16 protein-coding genes are annotated in these 19,658 nt (G+C 65.7%); 5 read left to right on the plus strand and 11 right to left on the minus strand.

The window, feature by feature from the left end; all coding sequences use genetic code 11:
• Nucleotides 1-421 precede the first annotated feature (421 nt).
• Both HFP89_RS06090 and HFP89_RS06095 read right to left on the minus strand, forming a co-directional pair.
• Complete coding sequence (locus HFP89_RS06090; RefSeq protein WP_168716753.1) at nucleotides 422-1,429, minus strand: IS110 family transposase; 1,008 nt, start codon at nucleotides 1,427-1,429, stop codon at nucleotides 422-424.
• A gap of 144 nt (nucleotides 1,430-1,573) precedes the next feature.
• Nucleotides 1,574-2,452 (minus strand): DUF6279 family lipoprotein, encoded by an 879-nt coding sequence (locus HFP89_RS06095; RefSeq protein WP_168716760.1) that lies wholly within the window; start codon nucleotides 2,450-2,452, stop codon nucleotides 1,574-1,576.
• A 122-nt stretch (nucleotides 2,453-2,574) separates the two neighbouring features.
• Between HFP89_RS06095 and HFP89_RS06100 the strand changes: the two genes are divergently transcribed.
• From HFP89_RS06100 to HFP89_RS06115, 4 genes are all read left to right on the plus strand, one after another.
• Nucleotides 2,575-3,162, plus strand: a complete 588-nt coding sequence (locus HFP89_RS06100) for a cold shock and DUF1294 domain-containing protein (RefSeq protein WP_168716761.1) — start codon at nucleotides 2,575-2,577, stop codon at nucleotides 3,160-3,162.
• Between the two features lie 78 nt (nucleotides 3,163-3,240).
• Nucleotides 3,241-4,617 carry a TIGR00366 family protein gene (locus HFP89_RS06105; RefSeq protein ID WP_168716762.1) on the plus strand — a complete coding sequence of 459 codons (1,377 nt, stop codon included), beginning with the start codon at nucleotides 3,241-3,243 and terminating at the stop codon, nucleotides 4,615-4,617.
• Nucleotides 4,618-4,753: 136 nt separating this feature from the next.
• Nucleotides 4,754-5,686: a polysaccharide deacetylase family protein gene (locus HFP89_RS06110; protein ID WP_240956143.1), complete on the plus strand. Its 933-nt coding sequence runs from the start codon at nucleotides 4,754-4,756 to the stop codon at nucleotides 5,684-5,686.
• Nucleotides 5,687-5,914: 228 nt separating this feature from the next.
• Nucleotides 5,915-7,612, plus strand: coding sequence for an IPTL-CTERM sorting domain-containing protein (locus HFP89_RS06115; RefSeq protein WP_168716764.1), 1,698 nt, complete (start codon nucleotides 5,915-5,917; stop codon nucleotides 7,610-7,612).
• A 257-nt stretch (nucleotides 7,613-7,869) separates the two neighbouring features.
• On the opposite strand, the gene HFP89_RS06120 is transcribed toward HFP89_RS06115, so the two are convergent.
• Together HFP89_RS06120 and HFP89_RS06125 are read right to left on the minus strand one after the other, a co-directional pair.
• Nucleotides 7,870-9,246, minus strand: coding sequence for a choice-of-anchor Q domain-containing protein (locus tag HFP89_RS06120; RefSeq protein WP_168716765.1), 1,377 nt, complete (start codon nucleotides 9,244-9,246; stop codon nucleotides 7,870-7,872).
• A 442-nt stretch (nucleotides 9,247-9,688) separates the two neighbouring features.
• Nucleotides 9,689-10,639 carry an aldo/keto reductase gene (locus HFP89_RS06125; RefSeq protein WP_168716766.1) on the minus strand — a complete coding sequence of 317 codons (951 nt, stop codon included), beginning with the start codon at nucleotides 10,637-10,639 and terminating at the stop codon, nucleotides 9,689-9,691.
• Nucleotides 10,640-11,054: 415 nt separating this feature from the next.
• On the opposite strand from HFP89_RS06125, the gene HFP89_RS06130 reads away from it, so the two are divergent.
• Nucleotides 11,055-12,818: a hypothetical protein gene (locus tag HFP89_RS06130; protein WP_168716767.1), complete on the plus strand. Its 1,764-nt coding sequence runs from the start codon at nucleotides 11,055-11,057 to the stop codon at nucleotides 12,816-12,818.
• 408 nt (nucleotides 12,819-13,226) lie between these two features.
• Here the strand turns inward: HFP89_RS06130 and HFP89_RS06135 are convergent, their stop codons facing one another.
• The 7 genes from HFP89_RS06135 to HFP89_RS06165 form a co-directional block, all read right to left on the minus strand.
• Entirely contained in the window at nucleotides 13,227-14,552 is a 1,326-nt protein-coding gene (locus HFP89_RS06135) for a choice-of-anchor Q domain-containing protein (protein ID WP_168716768.1), read from the minus strand.
• 968 nt (nucleotides 14,553-15,520) lie between these two features.
• On the minus strand, nucleotides 15,521-16,027 hold the full coding sequence (locus HFP89_RS06140; RefSeq protein ID WP_168716769.1) for a YetF domain-containing protein: 507 nt from the start codon (nucleotides 16,025-16,027) through the stop codon (nucleotides 15,521-15,523).
• Nucleotides 16,028-16,164: 137 nt separating this feature from the next.
• On the minus strand, nucleotides 16,165-16,566 hold the full coding sequence (locus HFP89_RS06145) for a DUF4112 domain-containing protein (protein WP_168716770.1): 402 nt from the start codon (nucleotides 16,564-16,566) through the stop codon (nucleotides 16,165-16,167).
• Between the two features lie 5 nt (nucleotides 16,567-16,571).
• A complete protein-coding gene (locus HFP89_RS06150; RefSeq protein WP_168716863.1) occupies nucleotides 16,572-16,736 on the minus strand; it encodes a YqaE/Pmp3 family membrane protein in 165 nt (54 codons plus the stop codon).
• A gap of 705 nt (nucleotides 16,737-17,441) precedes the next feature.
• Nucleotides 17,442-18,362, minus strand: a complete 921-nt coding sequence (locus HFP89_RS06155) for a DUF808 domain-containing protein (protein ID WP_168716771.1) — start codon at nucleotides 18,360-18,362, stop codon at nucleotides 17,442-17,444.
• A gap of 101 nt (nucleotides 18,363-18,463) precedes the next feature.
• A complete protein-coding gene (locus tag HFP89_RS06160; protein WP_168716864.1) occupies nucleotides 18,464-18,925 on the minus strand; it encodes a DUF1499 domain-containing protein in 462 nt (153 codons plus the stop codon).
• A 34-nt stretch (nucleotides 18,926-18,959) separates the two neighbouring features.
• Complete coding sequence (locus tag HFP89_RS06165; protein ID WP_168716772.1) at nucleotides 18,960-19,550, minus strand: hypothetical protein; 591 nt, start codon at nucleotides 19,548-19,550, stop codon at nucleotides 18,960-18,962.
• Nucleotides 19,551-19,658 lie beyond the last annotated feature (108 nt).

The raw sequence follows: 19,658 nt of genomic DNA on the forward strand, positions 1-19,658 counted from the left end.
GGGTCACCCATTAGCCCCAGCCCTGTCAATAGGCAGTGGTCGCCTGTGGCGATTTTTCCGCCCGTTCCGGTTTCATCTGACCGGTTTCCAACAGCCGCGCGCCCTGCTTTTCAGTGGTTCGGATGCGCTTTGAGAAACGCGCTCCAGTCACCCATCGAGATCAAGGCCGGATCGGTTGTCGTGACAACGGTTTTGATCGGCCCCTGGCATCTGTGATGCCCCAGAAACAGCTCGGTACCGGCAGTCCGTCCATTTGGGTCCAGTTCAGAATCTGTGGCTGACTTTCGTCGCCAACCCGTGACTGGCTCGAACGCCGGGCGCGTTGTTGAAAATCGGTCATTTCCTTGGGTCGATCATGGCGCGGTCCAATCAGGGTCTATGGCTTGAACCAACCCCTCGGTCGGGCTCCGCGCCATGATCGTTAACCAAACAATCGGGCTGCGTCGAACGGAACCCGGTCGCGCTGGACAAAGTAGGCCGCCCGCGCCAGCTTGTGCGCGACTGCCCGGATCGCCACCATTCGGTTGCGCCGGGCTGCCTTGCGGTCGAAGAACCGCCGCGCCCGGTCGTTATAGCGCACCGCGAAGTGGGCGGCCTCGGAGAACGCCCAGGCCAGATAGCGGTTGCCGCACTTCTTGTTGCCTGCGCCTTTCTTGCGCTCGTTGCTCTCGCGCCGGCTTTCGACGACCCGGCAGTACGAGCTGTAGTTGCCCACTGACTTGAATCGCTCGATTTCACCGGTCTCCAGCGCAATCGTCGGCGCCAGCACATCGCCGACGCCGCACAGCGTCTTGAGTTGTTGGTAGCGTTGCGTGGGCTGGATCGCGCCCAGCACTTGCGTCTGGATGCCGGCAATCACCGTGTCCAGCGTCTCGATCACCGCCAAGTTGGCCGCAATTGATGTGCGCACTGCCGGCCGGAACCGTTCGTCAGCATCCAGAACGCCGCGTACCTTTGACGTCGGAACCCGGTGTCCCAACTCCCGAGCCAGAATGTTCTGGACCGAAGTCAAGTTGCGGGCGCGCTCACGCACCAGGCCGAGCCGCTTGCGCAACAGGTCCCGAACCTCGCGGATCTCCCGTGGGCAGATATAACCGGTCGGTAGAATGCCGAGTCGCATCAGGTGTGCCAGCCAGAATGCGTCATGCTGATCGTCGGAGTACTTCAAGCCCGAGTACTGCTCGACCTTTGCCGTGTTCACCAGTTGCGTTGAGTATCCATGGTCGCTCAATCCGTCGACCAGCCAGTACCAGTTGTAGGTCGACTCCACCGCTACCGCCAGCAGATCCGCCTTGAAAGGCGCAAGCGCGTTCAATGTCGCATCGAGATCGTTCGGCACGCGACGCTCCAGCAGTCGTCTGTCGCGATCGTCGATCACTACAACCATCTGATTGTTTGAATGCAAGTCAATCCCGCAGTACAGTGTCATGGCCAGCCTCCTCGTGCTTGGTCAGCCTCGCCACTGTAGCGGAGTCCGCTACGGTGGCAAGGAGGCTGGCGCTAGAGGAGTATCAGGTCTTGTTTCTTGCATATTTTCTGATCTGAAGCAGAACAGATGCTTGCTGCCATTGATTCAGCTAGTGGCGCGACGCTGAGCCCGACAACTCACCCCCCGAAAATCATCCGCTAGATCGTCGAGCCGGTTGCGCAGGCGTTTGATCTGGCGGTCGTCGGCAAGTTCATAAATGTCGACCAGCGTGTTCAGCATGTTGGTGCGGTTGTGGGCTCTGGCTTGTTGGGCGGGGTCGGATTCCGGGCGTGAATCGGGCTGCGCAGGCTCGAACAGGGTCTTCATGCGTTGTTCGAATTCAACGGGATTCCTGCGCACGGCCAGGGCTTCGATGAACTGCTGGTCCCGAGTTTCGCGACGCTGGCGCTCGAAGGTGGCCGTGGTCTGACGTTCGCGTGCCCACTGATCCAGGCGCGACTTCTGTGCATGGTTCAGGCGGCCGAACCCTCGGCGGAGGGTCGCGTCCATGCGCTTGACGAGTTGTTTGCGTCGTTCTTCGGGCGTCGCTTCATCGTGTTCTGTGGCCAGTTCTTCGTTTCGTTCGTCGATGTCCGCGATGAGGGTGCCGACCTGATCGTCGTCCATGCTGGCCAGCAATTCCAGTACGGTGGGTTGCGCGCGATCCAGCAGGCGTCGGCCGAAGACCGTCATTTCCTGGCCGTACCCGTCGAGAGCGTCCACGGTGATCTGGCCGGTTGCGACGTCCCGGTCGATGCGTTCGATCAGTGCGATGTAGTCCGGTAATTCGCTTTCGCAATGCCAGGCCAGCTTGCGCTTGATGGCATCGCGGGCCATGCGCTCCTGTTCGGCGCTGAGATCGACCTGGTCGTTCAGCCAGCGAATGGCCAGCCAATCGAGGTTGTTGTAGGTCGTGCGCACCCCACAGCCTGTGCCCAGGGTGGCGAGGCAGATGAGGACGATGGCGCGAATCCATGCGTTCATGGGGATAGAGTAACCGCCGATGACCGCTTGGGAATGAAACGTAGAACGCGGCTACGAAATCCGGACGCGCCCACGCTGATACGATGCGAGTCGATCGGCGTTCGGCAGACGGTGCAAGGGCAATGCGTGAGCAAGGAAAAGTGGTCGAATGGGATGATGCCCGGGGGTTCGGGTTCGTCAAGCCGCACAGCGACGGCCCACGGGCATTTCTACACATTTCGGCGTTGGCTTCCGGATCCCGGCGGCCCTCGAAGGATGATCTGGTCACTTACTCCTTGGAGCGTGATTCCAAGGGGCGATGGCAGGCTCATGGCGTGCGCTATGTCGGTCGGCCGCCTAGAAAAACGAAGGGCTCGAGGTCGGCGAGGATTTCGCCGTTGGATCTCTGCCTGCTGCTCGTGTTCGGCGCCGTGCTGTTCGCAGCGGTTGCCGAAGGTGCGCTGCAGATCGCCGTTCCACTTGTCGTCGTGCTGATGTCGTTGGTGACCTTCATTGCCTATGGGCTGGACAAGGGCGCGTCACAACGAGGCGCTTGGCGCACCTCCGAGGCGACCCTGCATCTTCTTGCCTTGTTCGGCGGTTGGCCTGGCGCGCTGATTGCGCAGCGTCGGTTTCGCCACAAGACGCGGAAAGGCGATTTTCAGGCCGTGTTCTGGACCACGGTCGTGCTGAACATGCTCTTATTGATCGGTCTTGCCTATTGGTTCTGAGCCCGACCCGGAATCAGCCGGAGCGGGACCTGCGTGCGCGGGTAGAATCGGCGACGGTCACCAGGAACTCCTGAATTCATGACGCAGTCCCCGACGCTCCGCATTCCCCACACGCTGGCCCTGCTGTTCTTCCTGATGATGGCGGCGCTGGTCGCCACCTGGCTGGTGCCGCAGGGGTTCTTTGCGGAAAATCCCGAGACCGGGCGGGTCATGCCCGGGTCCTACGAGGTGGTGGCCGAGCGGGAGGTGTTGTCGCCGCTGGCGCTGTTCACGGCGATTCCGCGGGCCTTCGTCGATGCCGGGCCGATCATCTTCTTCCTGTTCATCATCGGCGGGGTGCTGGCGATGATCCGGGCGACGGGCACGATCGACGCGCTGCTGGGGCGGTTGCTGGAGCGGTTCCGGGATCGGCCGCGGAGCCTGATCTTCGCGGTGATCTTCGTGTTCTCGTTGGCGTCGAGCGCAGTCGGGTCGTCGGGGGAGTACATTCCCTTCGTGCTGATCCTGGTCGCGCTGTGCCGAGCGATGAAGATGGACGCGATGACGGCGGTCGGGATGGTGGTCGCCGGCTACGGGGTCGGCTACGGGCTGGCGGCGTTCAACCAGTACACGGTGGTCGTGGCGCAGGAGATCGCCGAGCTGCCGACCTATTCCGGCTGGTGGCTGCGGCTGGCGCTGCTGGTGCCGTTCGTGCTGATCGCGGTGCACCACGTCTGGCGCTATGCCGAGCGCGTGCGCCGCGACCCCTCGGTCAGCCTCGTGGCGGGCGCCACGGTCGCCGACGCCGAGCCGCCGGCCAGTTATCCGCCGCTCGACGGCCGCCACGTGGCGATCGTGCTGGCGTTCTTCGCGGCCCTCGGCGTCGGAGTCTGGGGCATCGCCACGCGCGGCTGGTACCTGAACGAGCTGGGTGCCTGCTTCGTTGTGCTGGGGCTGGTGACCGCGGTGATCGGGCGGCTCGGCCCGAGCGCGGCCTCGGAGAAGTTCATCGAGGGCGCGAAGGACCTGACCGAAACCGCCATCCTGGTCGGCATCGCCCGGGGCATCGCGCTGATCATGGAAGACGGCCAGATCCTGCACACGATCGTGCATTACCTGTCGCTGCCGCTGTCGTTGGTCGGCTCGGAGCTGGCCGCCGTCGGCATGATGCTGATCCAGGCGGTGCTGAACCTGTTCATCCCGTCCGGCTCCGGCCAGGCCTACGTCACCATGCCGCTGATGACCCCGCTGTCCGACCTGCTGGATGTACCGCGCCAGGTCGCCGTGCTGGCCTACCAGATGGGCGACGGCTTCACCAACATGATCATCCCGACCAACGCGATCCTGATGGGCATCCTCGGCGTCGCCGGGATTTCCTACGCCAGTTGGTTCCGCTTCTGCCTGCCGCTGATCATCAAGCTCTACGCGGCCGGTGCGGTGGTGCTGGTGCTGGCGGTGATGTTCGGGTTCGGATGACGCAGTCGGGCACGATCAGCGGGGACACGCGCGGACGACGCGTCAGCCATCGTCGACCGGGACAGGAGTGATGCCATCGTTCCCCTCCGCTTTCCGCTCGGCGCGACTCTGTTCGCTTGCGGTGCTCCTGGTGCCGATGCTGGTTCTCTGTGCGTCGGGGCCGGCGGCAGCCGATCAACAGCGCCGGATCGCCCTGACATTCGACGACGCGCCCCGGGGCGCGGGGCCTTTGTTCTCCGGGGTTGTCCGGACGCAGCGCATCGTGGATCATCTCGACGCCGGCGCCGTCGAGGGCGCGCTGTTCTTCGTCACCACAGCCAATCTGGAACGGGAAGCGGACGGACGAGCGCGCCTGGTCTCCTACGTCGAGGCGGGGCACCGTCTCGCCAATCATTCGCACAGCCATCCATGGTTGTGGAAAACCGGTGTCGACGACTATCTGGCGGACGTCGACCGAGCATCGGAGGTTCTCGCGACCTTCGATGGCGTCGCGCCGTACTTCCGATATCCGTACCTCGACGAAGGCCGGACCGTGGCCAGGCGCGATGCGGTGCGCGCCGGGCTGGCCGAGCGGGGCTTGCGCAACGGCCATGTCACGGTCGACAACTACGACTGGTTCATGAACGCGCTGTTGGCCGAGGCGGTTCGCTCCGGTCGCGCGATCGACGAGGCGGCGTGGTGTTCGGCCTATACGTCGATCCTGATCGACGGCATCGAGTTCTACGACCGCATCGCGCGCGAGACCCTGGGGCGCTCGCCGCAGCACGTGCTGCTGCTGCACGAGAACGATCTCGCCGCGCTCTGTCTCGATGACCTGATCGCTGCGCTGAAGGACGGCGGCTGGGCCTTCGTGCCGGCCGAGACGGCCTTCGGCGATCCGATCGCGGCATGGATTCCCGATACGCTGTTCAACGGGCAGGGGCGGGTCGCGGCACTCGCCGCCGCCGCCGGTCAACCGCTGCGGACGCTGGTCCACGAGAGCGAGGACGAGGCCTGGCTGCGTCGCCGGTTCCAGTCGCTCGGGCTGCTGTCCGAGCCGACCCGATCCGACGCGGCCGGGAAGCCTTGACCGGATTCGGCGGAGACCTCCGGGCAGGAGAACACCGGCGCGGGCCGTTCTTCCCGTGGCTGTGGCCACGGGACCGACCGGGAGGGACGGGTGACTGGAAATCCGAGAAGCCGGCAGGTATATTTTTCCGACCCACACGGAGAACGAACGATGCACGATGCAACGAGGGGGAGGCTCGCTGGAGTCCTCCGACGCACCGGCCTGGTATTCGGTCTGGCGATGCTCAGCATGGCGACACAGGCTCAAGTCATTCATCCGGCGTCCGGCACCAGTTCGATCACGGTCGGTGGCTCGGAGCTCTACTACGATTCGGGGGGACCCAGCGGTTCCTATGGCAGCGCTGAGCTGGGAACGCTGACCATCTGCCCGGACGCTCCGGGCGCGGTCAGCGTCGAGTTCACCTCCGTCAATATCGAAGCTGCCGCCGGCGATGGAACGAACACCTCCATCTGTACCGGCTGCTGGGACCAGTTGCGCATCTATGACGGCCAGGACGCCACGGCGCCGCCGCTGGCGCTGGGCTGCGGGGAGGAAAATAGTGGCCAGGGGCCGGGCTGGGGTGGAACGATCACCCCGAGTTGCGATCTGATCGAGGCCTCGCAGGTCTACACCTCGACCGATCCGTCCGGCTGCCTGACCTTCGTGTTCCAATCAGACGGTTCCGTGACCGAGCCGGGTTGGGTGGCTGAAATCACGGCTCCGGGCGGTGCAGCGCCGCCCACGGCGCCGCTGAATCCCGTCGCGACGGCCGGCAACGCCGAGGCCAGCGTTTCCTGGACGGCCCCGGCCGACGACGGCGGGTCGCCGATCACCGGCTACACGGTGACCTCGAGCCCCGGCGGCCAGACCTGCTCGACGACCGGCGCGACCACCTGCACCGTCACCGGCCTGACCAACGGCACGAGCTATACCTTCACGGTCGTGGCCACGAACGCCGAAGGCGACAGCCCGCCGTCGGCGCCGAGCAACGCCGTGACGCCGGCCGGTGTCCCGACCGCGCCGACCGGCGTGACCGCGACGGCCGGCAACGCCGAGGCGAGCGTTTCCTGGACGGCCCCGGCCGACGACGGCGGTTCGCCGATCACCGGCTACACCGCGACGTCCAGTCCCGGCGGCCAGACCTGCTCGACGACCGGCGCGACCACCTGCACCGTCACCGGCCTGACCAACGGCACGAGCTACACCTTCACGGTCGTGGCCACGAACGCCGAAGGCGACAGCCCGCCGTCGGCGCCGAGCAACGCCGTGACGCCGACCGGTGTCCCGACCGCGCCGACCGGCGTGACCGCGACGGCCGGCGACGCCGAGGCGAGCGTTTCCTGGACGGCCCCGGCCGACGACGGCGGTTCGCCGATCACCGGCTATACCGCGACGTCCAGTCCCGGTGGCCAGACCTGCTCGACGGCCGGCGCGACCACCTGCACCGTCACCGGACTGACCAACGGCACGAGCTACACCTTCACGGTCGTGGCCACCAACGCGGAAGGCGACAGCCCGCCGTCGGCGCCGAGCAGCGCGGTCACCCCCGTGGGCGGGCCGGGTGCACCGCTGATGGGGCAGGTCGAGCCCGGGGCGGGCAGTCTGACCGTCAGCTGGGTCGCTCCGGCCACCGATGGCGGCTCGCCGATCCTGGGCTACCGGGCGGAAGCCAACCCGACCTGCGAGGTCGATGCGCTGCCGGGCGAGGTACCCGGTGTCACGGCCTACTCGTGCACCATCGACTTCCTGAACCCGTCGACGGCCTACACCGTAACGGTCACGGCCATCAACGCGGTCGGGGAGACCACCGTAGTCGTCGCTGCGGGGATTCAGCCGGATCCCGTGCCGCCGATCCCGACCCTGGGGGCCTGGGCGCTGTGGCTGCTGATGGCGATGTTGCTTGGCGTGGCGCTGGCCGCGCTTCGCCGGCGACAGACGGCCGGCTGACGGCCCCGCCCGCACTCGCCGAAGAGCCCCGCGCCTTGCGGGGCTTTTCTTTTGCTGGTCGTGATGCCCGGGTGCGGTAGACGGTCGCTGGGTGCCCCGGGCGGCTGCTCGACACCCACCTGAAAAAAGACGGTTGATCAGCGGCCCGGTTCGTTCGCAGCAGGCCCGGGTGACGGGAGCCGTCACTGAGTCTCGAACGAATGCCGTCGGGCGCCGGGGTCGGGTTCTGTTCGAAGAAGCGGCGGAGTGACGTACGCTCAGACTTCGAACCCGTCCCTGAACATCACGTCGTTGGCTTCGTAGGCGCCGATGTCGACGGCGGGTCCGAAGATGCGGGCCTCCCCGGCGAAGTCCAGCGGTCCGAGGCCTCCCGGCGGCAGGTCGTCGCCGGCATCGATCGCGGCCGCGCCGGTGGCCAGGCGGTAGTCGCCGACGAGGGGGTCGATGAACAGGTCGGGGTCGTCGACGAACAGGTTGCTGCCTTCGGTGACGCCCGCACCGAGCTGGGCGTTGGTTCCGTTGTTGACCGAAATGGAGTTGTAGACCGACAGCTGGCCGGTGCCGTTGATGTTGGCCAGCAGCCCTCGCTCGCTGGGATGTCCGACGATGGTCAAGTTGTTGGCGCGCAGGATCGAGTCGTCGCCTGCGTTGAGCTGGAGGCCGCGGGCGTTGCCGTTGACGACCAGCGTGTCGCTGACGATCCCGGCTCCGCTCACGCCGTAGGCGCTCAGGCTGGCCTGAGCGCCGAAGGCGGTCGCGTCGTCGTCGATATTGTTGGCGAACAGGTTTCGTCGCAACATCCAGTTGCCGCCGCCCAGCAGCAGACCGGTGCCGAACGCGTCGCTGGCGGTGATCCGGTTCTCCCGGAATTCATTGTCGGTCAGCAGGACGGTGGTGGTGGGGTCGAACTGGACGATGTCGGCACCGCCGCCCAGCCCGAAACCGCCCGGGCCGATCGAGACCACGTTGTTGCGGATGCGGTTTCCGACGATCGAAACGGTCGAGGTGTTGCTGAGCTGGACGGACAGCCCGCCGCCGCGGGCGTCCACCGTGCCGGTCGACGTCACCGTGTTGGACAGCAGGTCGCAGTCCAGGACCTGCAGGTCCGCGCTGCCCGAGAGGCTTGCGTACAACCCGGCGTCCGAGGCCCGATCGGCGATCGCGACGTTGTCGCGGATGGTCAGGTTGTACAGCGCCACCGAACTGCCATCCTGCGCGTCGATGGTCACGCCCACCCTGAACTCGGCTTCGCCGTTGACGAACTGCATGCCGTGTACGACCAAGCGGTCGGCACCCCGGGTCAGGATCTCGAAGACCCTGCCCAGCCCGCCGCCATCGATCACGGTGTTGCGCGCGCCGCTCGCGGTCGTGAAGCTGGAGTTCCAGCCGCCGCTGAGCTCGATCAGGTCGCCGAGCCCGCCGAGGTCGATGGAGAGATTCTCGGGGTACACGCCCTCGCGCACCCGGACCTCGTCGTCACCGGGCAGTGCGACCGCGGCATTCAGCGCCGCTTGCACCGTCGGATAGGTGCCGCCCGGGCCGGCAGTGAGCACGGCACCGTCGGCGGTACCGGCAATGGCGAGCAGCGCTGCGACGGGGGCGGCGGTTCGGAATGTCTGGACTTGCAGGTTCATCGAGGGTCACCGGCTCTGGGGGGATGGGCGCGCCCGGATCTCGGTGCGGCCCCGGCCGGACTTCAGAGGGGGCATGGCAACGTCCGCGAACAGGCGCTCTTCCCCATGAATCGGAATCCAGCCGAATTCTGCGCCATTTCCAAGCGAATCACCTGCCGGTGGCCACGGCGGCTGGACGCGCGGACTCGACAGGCTTTCCCGGCGCGCAGGGACCCGGACACCCGGTCGCCCTGAACCCGGACATCCATTTGTCGGGCCTCATGCAATCGATGATTTGCCGTTCTGCTCGCCGTGCGGGAGCCGTTGGTCTTCTGGCGGCTCGATGGTTCCCCAAGCTGCTACGGCCGCCGCTGGTGACGCAATGTTCTCCTGACGGCGGCGCGCGTACCAACGCATCCGAGTGTCGGTACGGCCGCCACCGTTTACCTCGATTGATCAGCGCTCAGTCGTCGAAGACGTTGGCGTACAGACCGCTTTCGGTCCGGAAGGCGTCGGTCGGGATGAAGCGGTAGTGGCGGTCCAGCGACTCGATGCGGTCGAGTTCGGCCTCATCGAGGTCCAGGTCCGCGCTTTCGAGGTTGCTGCGGATGTGGTCCGGGTCCGTGGACTTCGGGATCACGGCCGTGTCGCGGTGCAGCGCCCAGGCGATCAGGACCTGGGCCGGATGCACGTCGTGAGCGGCGGCGATGTCCTGGATGGTGGGATCGTCGAACAGCGAGGGTTCGTCGTCCCGTTTCATTTCGTCGCTGCGGTCGCGGCTTCCCAGCGGTGAATACGCAGTGACGAGGATGTCGTGTTTCCGGCAGTAGTCGAGCAGGGCGGGCTGCTGCAGGTAGGGGTGCAGTTCGACCTGGTTCATTTCCGGGCGCTCGTCATTTGCGCCGGCGAGTTCATCGAGCTTTTTCGTGCTGAAGTTCGACACGCCGGCGTGTCGGATCATTCCGGTGCTGCGGGCCTCGAGCATCGCGCCCCAGGTTTCGGCCACCGGCGCCTGTTCGGGCGTCAGGAAATCGGATTCGTCTTCCGGAAAGCCCTCCAGCCCGGAGCGGAACGCCACCGGCCAGTGGATCAGGTACAGGTCCAGGTAGTCCAGCTGCAGGTCCGACAGCGTCTTCTGCAGCGCCGGAATCACGTCTTCGGGTCGATGCGCGTTGTTCCAGAGCTTGGAGGTGATGTGGACGTCTTCGCGCTGGATCTCGCCGCGCGTGAAGATACGCTGCAGCGCTTCGCCGACTTCGGCTTCGTTGCGGTAGATCGCGGCGCAGTCGATGTGCCGGTAGCCGGCCTCCAGGGCGGTTTCCACCGCTCGGCCGACGTTGCCCGGCTCGGACTTCCAGGTGCCGAGGCCGATGGCCGGCATCGTGTCGCCGTTGCTGAATCGAAAAGCCTTCATGATCGATCTCCTTCGTACTGCGAGTTCGACCCCAGCCTAACAAACTGGTCGAAGGCTCGCGCAGGCCGAAGGAATCGTGGCAGCGTCACCGATCGCGGATCGAACCGCTTTGCGACTGTGGCGATCTGGATGACGCTGGAGCGACGAATCCCGCACGACGAAGGTATCCAGCGGAAGAACTGAATCCCGGACGCCCACATGTCCGGTCACGCTGCGCTCGATCTCCCGGGAGAATCGGCATGGGAGAATCGGAACAGTCACGAAGAGAGCTTCATGAACCAGGGCCACGCAGCGTCTCCGTCCGGTTGCCGACGGGGCCTTGACTGGCGGTCGGGCGCGAGCTCTCGTGATCCGTGAAATCGCCGTCGCGCGCGGTTGATCTATACTCGTCGCAAAATGTGACGGGCCACACGAAATGAGGCTGTTGCTGATCGGGCTTCTCTGCTTGCTGCCGGCAGCCGGAAGTGGGACTGCGGCCGAGACGAATTGGCCCGACGCGTTCGAACGCGGCGGCACCCGTCCGAATCCGATCGCTGAAGGCGCGTTCCATTTCACCGATCGCGACAGGTTCCTGGCCGAGACCGGTGCGACGCTCGCCTCGGCCGACCTGCCCGACAAGAGCAGCCCCCCCGAACCTTTCGTCAGCGGCAGTATCGAGTTCAAGGCCTTGGCGCCGTCCTCCCTCAACTTTGCCGACTGGGGGGTCGATTTTCCGGGCGACAACGACATCGAGATTGCGCTCAACGGCAACGAGAACCTCGATGTGCGCAGCATCGAACCCCCCATCACCAGAGGCATCACACCCCAGCCTTCGCGGCCAGTCCATGCCCTGGGTATCGAATTCGCCGATCCGGGTGGAGCGCCGTCGGAGTTTCTGGTCAGGGCCCTGACCGCGTCGGGAGAGGAGGTCGCGCTCATTGCATTCGATGCGCCGCAAAGCGCGCCCGGCTTCATCGGTATCTGGTCGCCCGTTCCGTTCTCGCGGCTGCAGATTCGGGAAGCGCCGTCCGCGAACGAGAACGAGTTCTTCGGCAGGGTATACACGGGCGACGCACCACCGCCGATCCGCTGGCGAAAGCTCAAGCAGGAGGGTGGCAACAAGAGCGGTGAGTTCGGCCGTGCCCTGGCGGTGGATGACGGGTTTGCGGTGGTCGGGGCGCCGGGGATTGAAATGGCGTTCATCCTCGAGCGGCAGGACGATACCTGGAGTGAATCCAGTCAACTCGCCCCTTCCGATCGCAACCGGGCCTTTGGCAGAAGCGTGGCGATCCACGGCGACCTTGCGGTGGTCGGGGCGCCGGAGGCAACGGTGGATGCGTCGAGCGATGCCGGCGCCGTTCATGTCTTCCAGCGACAGCCCGGTACGCCCAGCGACTGGACGCCGGCAGGCATCGTGGTTGCGTCCGATGCGACGGCGGGCGCGTTCTTCGGCAGTCGGGTGGCCGTGGACGGAGAGCGCTTGCTCGTCACGGATCGGCGCAATCCACCTCGTGCCTATGTCTTCGAGCGCAGCGGCCTCGGCATCTGGTTCGAGCTCCACAGCTTTGCCACTGCCCCCGTCAGCGACCCGGTCGATATCGATCTCGATGGCGATCTTGCGCTGGTGGGCCCGCAGCTGTTCCGTCGAGAAGAGACGTTCCCGAGAGGCGGTGGGATCGAGGAATGGGTCCTCGAGCAAACCCTCACCGCACCGGCCACCGTGCCCGACGGCTTGGGTGTCGCGGCGGTCCTGCACGGGGAGCGAGTGCTGATCGGTGCTCCATTCTTCGACGCATTGCGAGGAGTGGCGTACCTGTTCGAGCGCAGGGCGCCCGGCGACTGGCAACGCGTCGCCACGTTCTCCGTTGCCGATGCCGGTGAGCAGTTCGGCCGCTCGGTTGCCCTCGACGGCGAAGACATCGTGATCGGTGCACCTGCGGCCGATATCAATGGACCGGACAGCGGCGCGATCTATCGATTCGTGGTCGCTGCCGGCGGCTGGGTACAGGTGTCGAAGAGCGCGCCGCCGGACAACGTGGCCGACGACCGGCTGGGCAGTGAAGGCGGCCTGGATATCGATGCGCGAACGGTGTTCATCGGTGCGGCGGAAGACAGCGATTATTTCGAGCGATCCGGCACGGTCTACCTGTTCGACTTCCTGCTGTTTGCCGATGGCTTCGAAGAACCCTCATCCCCGTAGAGATGCTCTGAACGACGCTGCATGGGCGCGACGGAGCGCTTGTCATGACAAGCGCCCCACCGGCCGCGGCGTTTCCGGTTGAAACGCGCTCCGCGCAGCGTCGTCCGGAGCGTCCTCGGGTGCGCCGGGCAGCGGTGGGCTCGAAAGGCGAATGCAGTCCAGTCGATTTCGACGCTCTGGTTCGTTCGAGCAGCGCTGCGGGGCAGGGGCTGATGCAGCGCCCATCAGACGCTCGAGTTCCCGATGCGCTCGGCGCTTCTCCATCGTTCTGAACTGCCCGGCGATCGACGCTGGGCGTGCGCTTCGAGTCGCGCTTCCAGGCCAGGGGCCGCCGGCTGTCGGCGGCCCCGCTCTGCCTGGTTGCGAGCGTTGGATCTGCAACCGGCTCGCGCAGCGGGCAACATCCGCTCAGGAATTCTCGAAGCTGTCGCTGAACACGCCGTTCGGGTCCACGAACGGGTCGTACTCCACGGCGCCGATGTCGCAGATGGACAGGCCGTCGTCGTTGCCGTCGACGGGGCGGGCCATGCCGCGCTGGTCGGTCGGCAGCTCCGCGCAGTCCCCGCCGACCGGGTCGATCAGGACGCTGTCGAAATGGGGCATCAGTACCGTCGTGGCGCCGTCGAAGTGCACCGGGTCGTCGGCGAACGGATCGGTGATGTTCTCGAAGCCATCGAGGCCGCCGAAGCCGCACGAGGTATCGGAGCTGGCGTTGAAGTTGCCGTTGACGTCGTAGACCGGATCGCCGATCGGAAAGTCGTTGCAGTCCTTTCCATGGCCATGGATCACGCTGTGTTCGATCGCGAAGTGCGGCTCGAGCGGCACCATGTTGGGCGACAGGACCAGTCCCTCGGCGCCGTTGTTGGTCATGGTTACGTGCTTCAACGCGGTCGCCACGCCGTCGGAGAAGATGCCGTTGGTGTTGTCGTAGATCGTGGAGTTGGAAATCACCAGTCTGTGCGGCCCCTCGGTCACGACATTCCGCACGTTGAAGATCACGTGCGGGTCGGGCACCAGGTCGGCGCCGCCGCCAGGAATGACACCGTTGGTGCGCAGGGTCGAATTGTTGATGTAGGCCTCGCCGGAATTGAAGATCGCCGCGCCCCGGGCGAATACCCCGAGTTCGTCGTCGGTGAGGGCATTGTTGAACAGTTCGACCCGGTTCAGGATCATGGCGCCGCCGTTGTGGATGGCGCCGCCTTCCTCGGCGATGTTCAGTGAAATCCAGGCGTTCTCGATCGCCAGGATGCCGATCGCTTCGCTGGTGGCGCGAACGCGAATTGCGCCGCCGCGCGTGCTGATTCCGCCGCCGACATCGACGTTTTCGATGATCAGCGTGGCGCCCGGATGGACGTCGAAGACGCGATCGATGAACCCGCCGGAGACGGTCGGGCGCTGTCCGCCGTTGCTGCGGATGGTGATGTGGCCGTGGATGTCCAGGTCGCCGGTCAGCGCCCCGTCCTCGCTCAGCGCACCGTCGCGGCTGAGAATGAACTGGAGGTTGCTGGCCGGCAGGGTGATGACGTGGTTGCCCGGCGAAGCGTTGGCCTCCATGATTGCCGCGCGCAGGGTGCAGAAACCGAGGATGGCGCCCTCGGGCTGGCAGAAACCGTCGCCGGGGTTGACTTCCGGCAGGTCCTGCACGGTGTTGACCTGGAAGTTCAGTGCGTTCGCGGCGTCGGCCATCAGCGCAAGCAGGCCGGCGGCCAGCAGGGTTCGGGTGATGCGGTTCATGATCTGTGTTCCATGGTGGCTGGGTTCAGGAGAGATAACGGGAATTTCCGCGAACTCCGATCAACCGATTTCCGCACCTCATGAATCCGGGGTGGCCGGTCGCCGGCCCGGCCGGCCGAACGGACGGGCGCCGCGCGCGTGGAGCGACGGTTGCTGGCGCCGCTGAACGACGGGGACACTCGTGTCGACCCGTCGTTACTCCTCCAGGGAACCTCTGAACAAGTCTGCACGGGCGCGACGGAGCGCTTGTCCTAACGATCGGCGGGATCAGCCGGCGTGGCTTCGACGAGCGAGTCCGCTGGTCAAGACCAGCGGCGCCGGGTGGCCCGCGAAGGCCCGTCCCGACTGGCGATTGTCATGGCCAGCGCCGGGAACGCCGCATCTCGCAGGCGACCTGACTCGATTGTCGCGACGGCGACTGTCACTCGCCACGGCACGCACGATCGGCGGCTTCTCCGACCGACTTGTTCAACGATCGGCGCTCCGCGCAGACTTGTTCAGAGGTTCCCTAACGCCCAGCGAGTCGGATTGTGACCACAAGCGCGCTCATCCGCGGCGTCAGGGCTGTTGGAAAGGCACGACGCAGTCCCGGCCAGCCCATCCTGCCTTGCAGCGAGCGCACTTGTCGTCACAATCCGCCTCGCCCTTCAAGAAGCGCGCCTGAACCGACATTGCGGCCTTGCGTCGCTTGTAAAGAGCTGGCCATTCACCGCGGGCCGCGCCTTGCCCTGTCGATTCGGGCGCACCCTATACGTCACACAATGAGTGGCGGGCTGCACCAGTGGGCCATGCGGATCGTTCGGTACCACTCAGCCGCTGCACAAGCGCGGCGGCCCTTCGGGAGCCACTCTGCCGGCGCGACTCGGCGTTGCGTTTCCTGGCAAGGGCGCGGCCATTCCCTGCGGAACGCGCCTTGATTCGCACCGGCACAGCGGCTCCGAGCGTTACCGAACGATCCGCATGGCCCACTAGCGTTGCACGCCCTCGAGGAGCTCGGGGCTGACGGCATGGGAGCCGTGGATGACCGTGACGTCACCGGTGGTTTCGAGCACCGCGATCTTCACTTCTTCCAGTTGCGCGACATTCGCGGCACGCAGCCTGGACCAGAGGTCTGCGCGGGTCATTCCGCCACGAGCCAGATTGTCGTTCAGGACCTTGCCATCCTCCACGACGAGAAGCGGCCTGTTGTCGATCGCGCGCTGGATCATCCCGATGCGTCGGCGAAGTGGCGATATGGTCATCTGCCACACGAACAGCGCCAGGACGGCAGTGATCGGTACCCAGACGGACTGGTCACGCATGGTCACGGCGGTCGCCAGCACCGAGCCGATCGCAACGGTCACCGAGAAGTCGAAGCTGGACATCTTCGAGAACGATCGTAGTCCGAAGATCCGCGAAGCCAGCACGATCGTGATCATCACGAGAAACGCCCGGAGAATCAGATCGACGATGAGGGGGAGGTCGAATTCGAACATGGCCTGGGGCTCCTGGAATTTCCGGCCGCCGAGCCGGCGTCGCCGGGTTTCGACGCTGCAGCGCGCAAGCGGGTCGGGTCGCCCGGTTGCCGGCCGGAAGGGTCGTCATCCAGAACCGCCGGATGGGCAATGCCGCTTCAGGTCGCTCGAGCAGGATCAGCGTCGGCAGCCTCGGAGTTCATCCGGCGCTCGAAGTGCGTCATGATGATCCGGACATTCCTCGTGTTTGCCTTGAACCCGATGTCGAACATGTCGCCGACCAGTGGTACCAGGCCGATGAGCCAGTCGACGAAAATGTTCCACACCATCTTCATCCGTTTGCGCCGAGGGACGCCGGCCTTTCTGGCGAACGTGTAGATGTAGCCCGAGATCGCCGCCGATACGGTGTCTCCAGCCACGGGAATCAACCCGATGATCGAATCGAAGCCGAATCGGATGTTCGTTCCGGGTATCGGGAACGCCCTGTCCATCAAGTCCGAGAGCCGCTGAAGCCTGACCAGGGTCTCGCGGATCGACGCATCCGGACGACCAGGATCCATCACGGCTAACGCGAAGCGATCACGTATACGGCATGGATGATGCCCGGGATGAATCCGAGCAGGGTCAGGACGATATTGATCCAGAAGTGCTTGCCGAGGCCCACCTCGAGAAATACGCCCAGCGGCGGCAGGATGACGGCCAGAATGATCTTGAGCACGTCACCCAGCATGCTGTCCGGTGTGCGTTCCAAAGGCATCTTCTTCTCTCCTCGGCGTAGGACTGGGCAGCGACAGGCACCCTTGTCGAAGCGGCACGAAAACCGCGATCGATCGATCTTCCGATACACAGTCAGTCTCGATGTTCCAGGGTCGTGACGTCTGTGCGGAAGACCACATAGTGACGATGGCCAAGGCGGTCGTGCATGATGCGATGCGATACCGGGCCTCTGTGGGGTAGCGAACCGACCGGCGCGAGAGCGGTCGGCACAATGGGGTCGGCTGTCCGAAGGGGCATCCAACCACGCGCGCTCGGCCGGGCCTCTGGTCGAGTCGCATCGACACCGGGGCCTCCCTCCCCACCTCGATCGAAGCACGTGGCGCCCGCACTCGTTCTCCCTTTTCGAGTGCGGGCAATCCCACTTCCGGGCCCGATGATCGTTCTTCCCGAGCCCCATGATCCGCGTTTCACTATCGAGGTTCCACCATGGCCGCCCGACGGTCGAGGCGGACTCGCCGCGGCACGCCCGGCTGCCGATCGGTCGCAGTGCCCCCGGGGAACGTGAACGCGCATGGTGCCTTCCCGGGTTCGTCGATGTACAGGGCTGTCGTGCGCCCGGAGCAGGCTTGAACGGACCGGACGGTCCAACAGCCCTCGGCTACGACCTTCGGCGGCGGGTTTCCGGCGGCTGCCGGGTCGATGCAGGGCGTTCAGGAGGTCAATGAGCCTCGACGTCGGGCGGGCCGAAGAGCTTCTTCCCCAGGCCCATGACCGCGACAAGAATCGCCCCGAGCACGATCCCGACCACCGCCGTCCAGGCCATGCCGGTCAGGGCGGCCCAGGGCTGGGCCAGGCCGCCGACCAGGGCGTCGTTGATGTGGTGCAGGGCCGGGATGCCGTGGGAGACGATGCCGCCGCCGACGAGGAACATCGCGGCCGTTCCGGCGATCGACAGGAACCGCATCAGCCACGGCGCCAGGGTCAGCAGGGCGTGGCCGAGCTTCTGCGCGACGACGCTTGCCCGGCCGGACAGGGCCCGCCCGGCGTCGTCGAGCTTGACGATGCCGGCGACCAGCCCGTAGACCCCGACCGTGACCAGCACGGCGATCGCGATCAGCACGCCCAGCCGGGTGGCGAACGGCTCGTCGGCCACGGTGCCGAGCGAGATCACGATGATCTCGGCCGACAGGATGAAGTCGGTGCGGATCGCGCCGGTGATCTTGTCCTTCTCCAGCGCCTTGAAATCGACGTTCGGGTCCTTCAGCGCGGCCTTGATCTTCGCCTTGTCGGCCTCGGCCTGTTCCCGGTGCAGGAACCTGTGGGCCAGCTTGTGGGCGCCTTCGTAGCAGAGGAACGCGCCGCCAATCATCAGCAGCACGGTGACCGCCCACGGCGCGAAGGCGCTGATCAGCAGTGCGGCCGGCACGATGATCAACTTGTTCAGCGCCGAGCCCTTGGCCACGGCCCAGACCACCGGCAGCTCGCGGCTGGCTCGGACCCCGGAGACCTGCTCGGCGTTCAACGCCAGGTCGTCGCCCAGCACGCCGGCGGTCTTCCTGGCCGCGACCTTGGTCATCACCGACACGTCGTCGAGGACGGTGGCGATGTCGTCGAGGAGGAGAACCAGGCTTCCGGCCATCGGTGAGCGCCTCGCGTCGTCGAGTGTGGAGATCCGGCCGATTCAGCCGGGCTCGTGCATCAGCAGCCCTGCATCAGGATTCGTGAACCGGGGTTCGTGAATCAGGGGCTGGCGGCGACACCGGCCTCGATCATCCTCGCACGAAGGTCTTCCATCCGGCTGCGGTTCTTGCCGAGGTCGGAATAGCCGATGCGCGAAGCCGAGCGCATTCCGATGGTGCCGGCCGCGCGGTCGAGCAGGAACTCGACGTCGTCCTTGAAGCGCAGGATCTTCGTGGTCGCCACGGCGCGGATGTAGCGCTCGTTCGAAGCGACGATCTCGAAACTCCGGTCCTCGTCGAGCATGTCCTGCAGCGCCTGCCAGGCGGCGCCGGGATCGCCCTGGATGCGGATCGGGGCGATGTAGTGGGAATCGCCGGGATCGTCCGCGCTGGACACGCAGTTGGGGCTCGACGGACAGCGATCGAGCGAGGTAATGTTCTCGGGATCGGGCATGTTTTCGGGCATTCCGGAGCATCCTGTCAGCAGCAGCGCCGCAAGCAGCGCATAAGTGAAACGATTCATGATCGAGTGGCCTCGGGTTCGGGGAACGGAGCGCCTACAGCGCGACTTCGAAGCGGATATCCGACAGCATCACCGGTGGGCCGTCGCCGTCGGAGGGCTGCAGTTCGATGTCGTCGACGCGGCCGGTGGCGATGCCGTTGTCGTAGGTGTCGAACACGATCGTCGCATAGCTGCTGTAGTCGACGCCGTCGGGCGAGACGTAGCTGATCAGCGGCTTCGGCGCGCTGGCGAACTGCGACGGATCGTCCGATTCCATGGCCTGGCGCATGCCGAGCTGCAGCGTCGCCGGCAGTTCGGCCTTCGAGAGATCGAAGCTCATGACCGCCATCGAGAACTCTTCCGTGGCGTCGGCCGACGGCCGGGCCAGGATCATCGTGCTCATCGACATGCTCAGGTTCCGGTCGGCGGGAAACTCGGTGAACGTTTTCGCCACGCCGTCGACGGTCAGCGCGAGCCTGCCCGCGGTCGATTCGCTGTTCTCCGACGCACCGTCGGTGGCGTCCCGGGCGTCCGTCGAGGCGTTCGAACCCGGGTCGGCCGGTCGGCTCGGTTCGGCGGAATCGCCGCAGCCGGCGAGGGTGATCACGGCAACGAGCAGCAGCGTGGAGTTGCGGAACGGCTTCATGGACGTCTCCTGGAGGAAGTGGAACGAAACGGGATACCGGACGCGGACGGCCATCGCCCGAGGTTCAGTCTAGCCGAAGTGCCGGCGACGCCCCGAGGCGGTACACGA

This window comes from Wenzhouxiangella sp. XN79A (assembly GCF_012272825.1).
Taxonomy (GTDB): Bacteria; Pseudomonadota; Gammaproteobacteria; order Xanthomonadales; family Wenzhouxiangellaceae.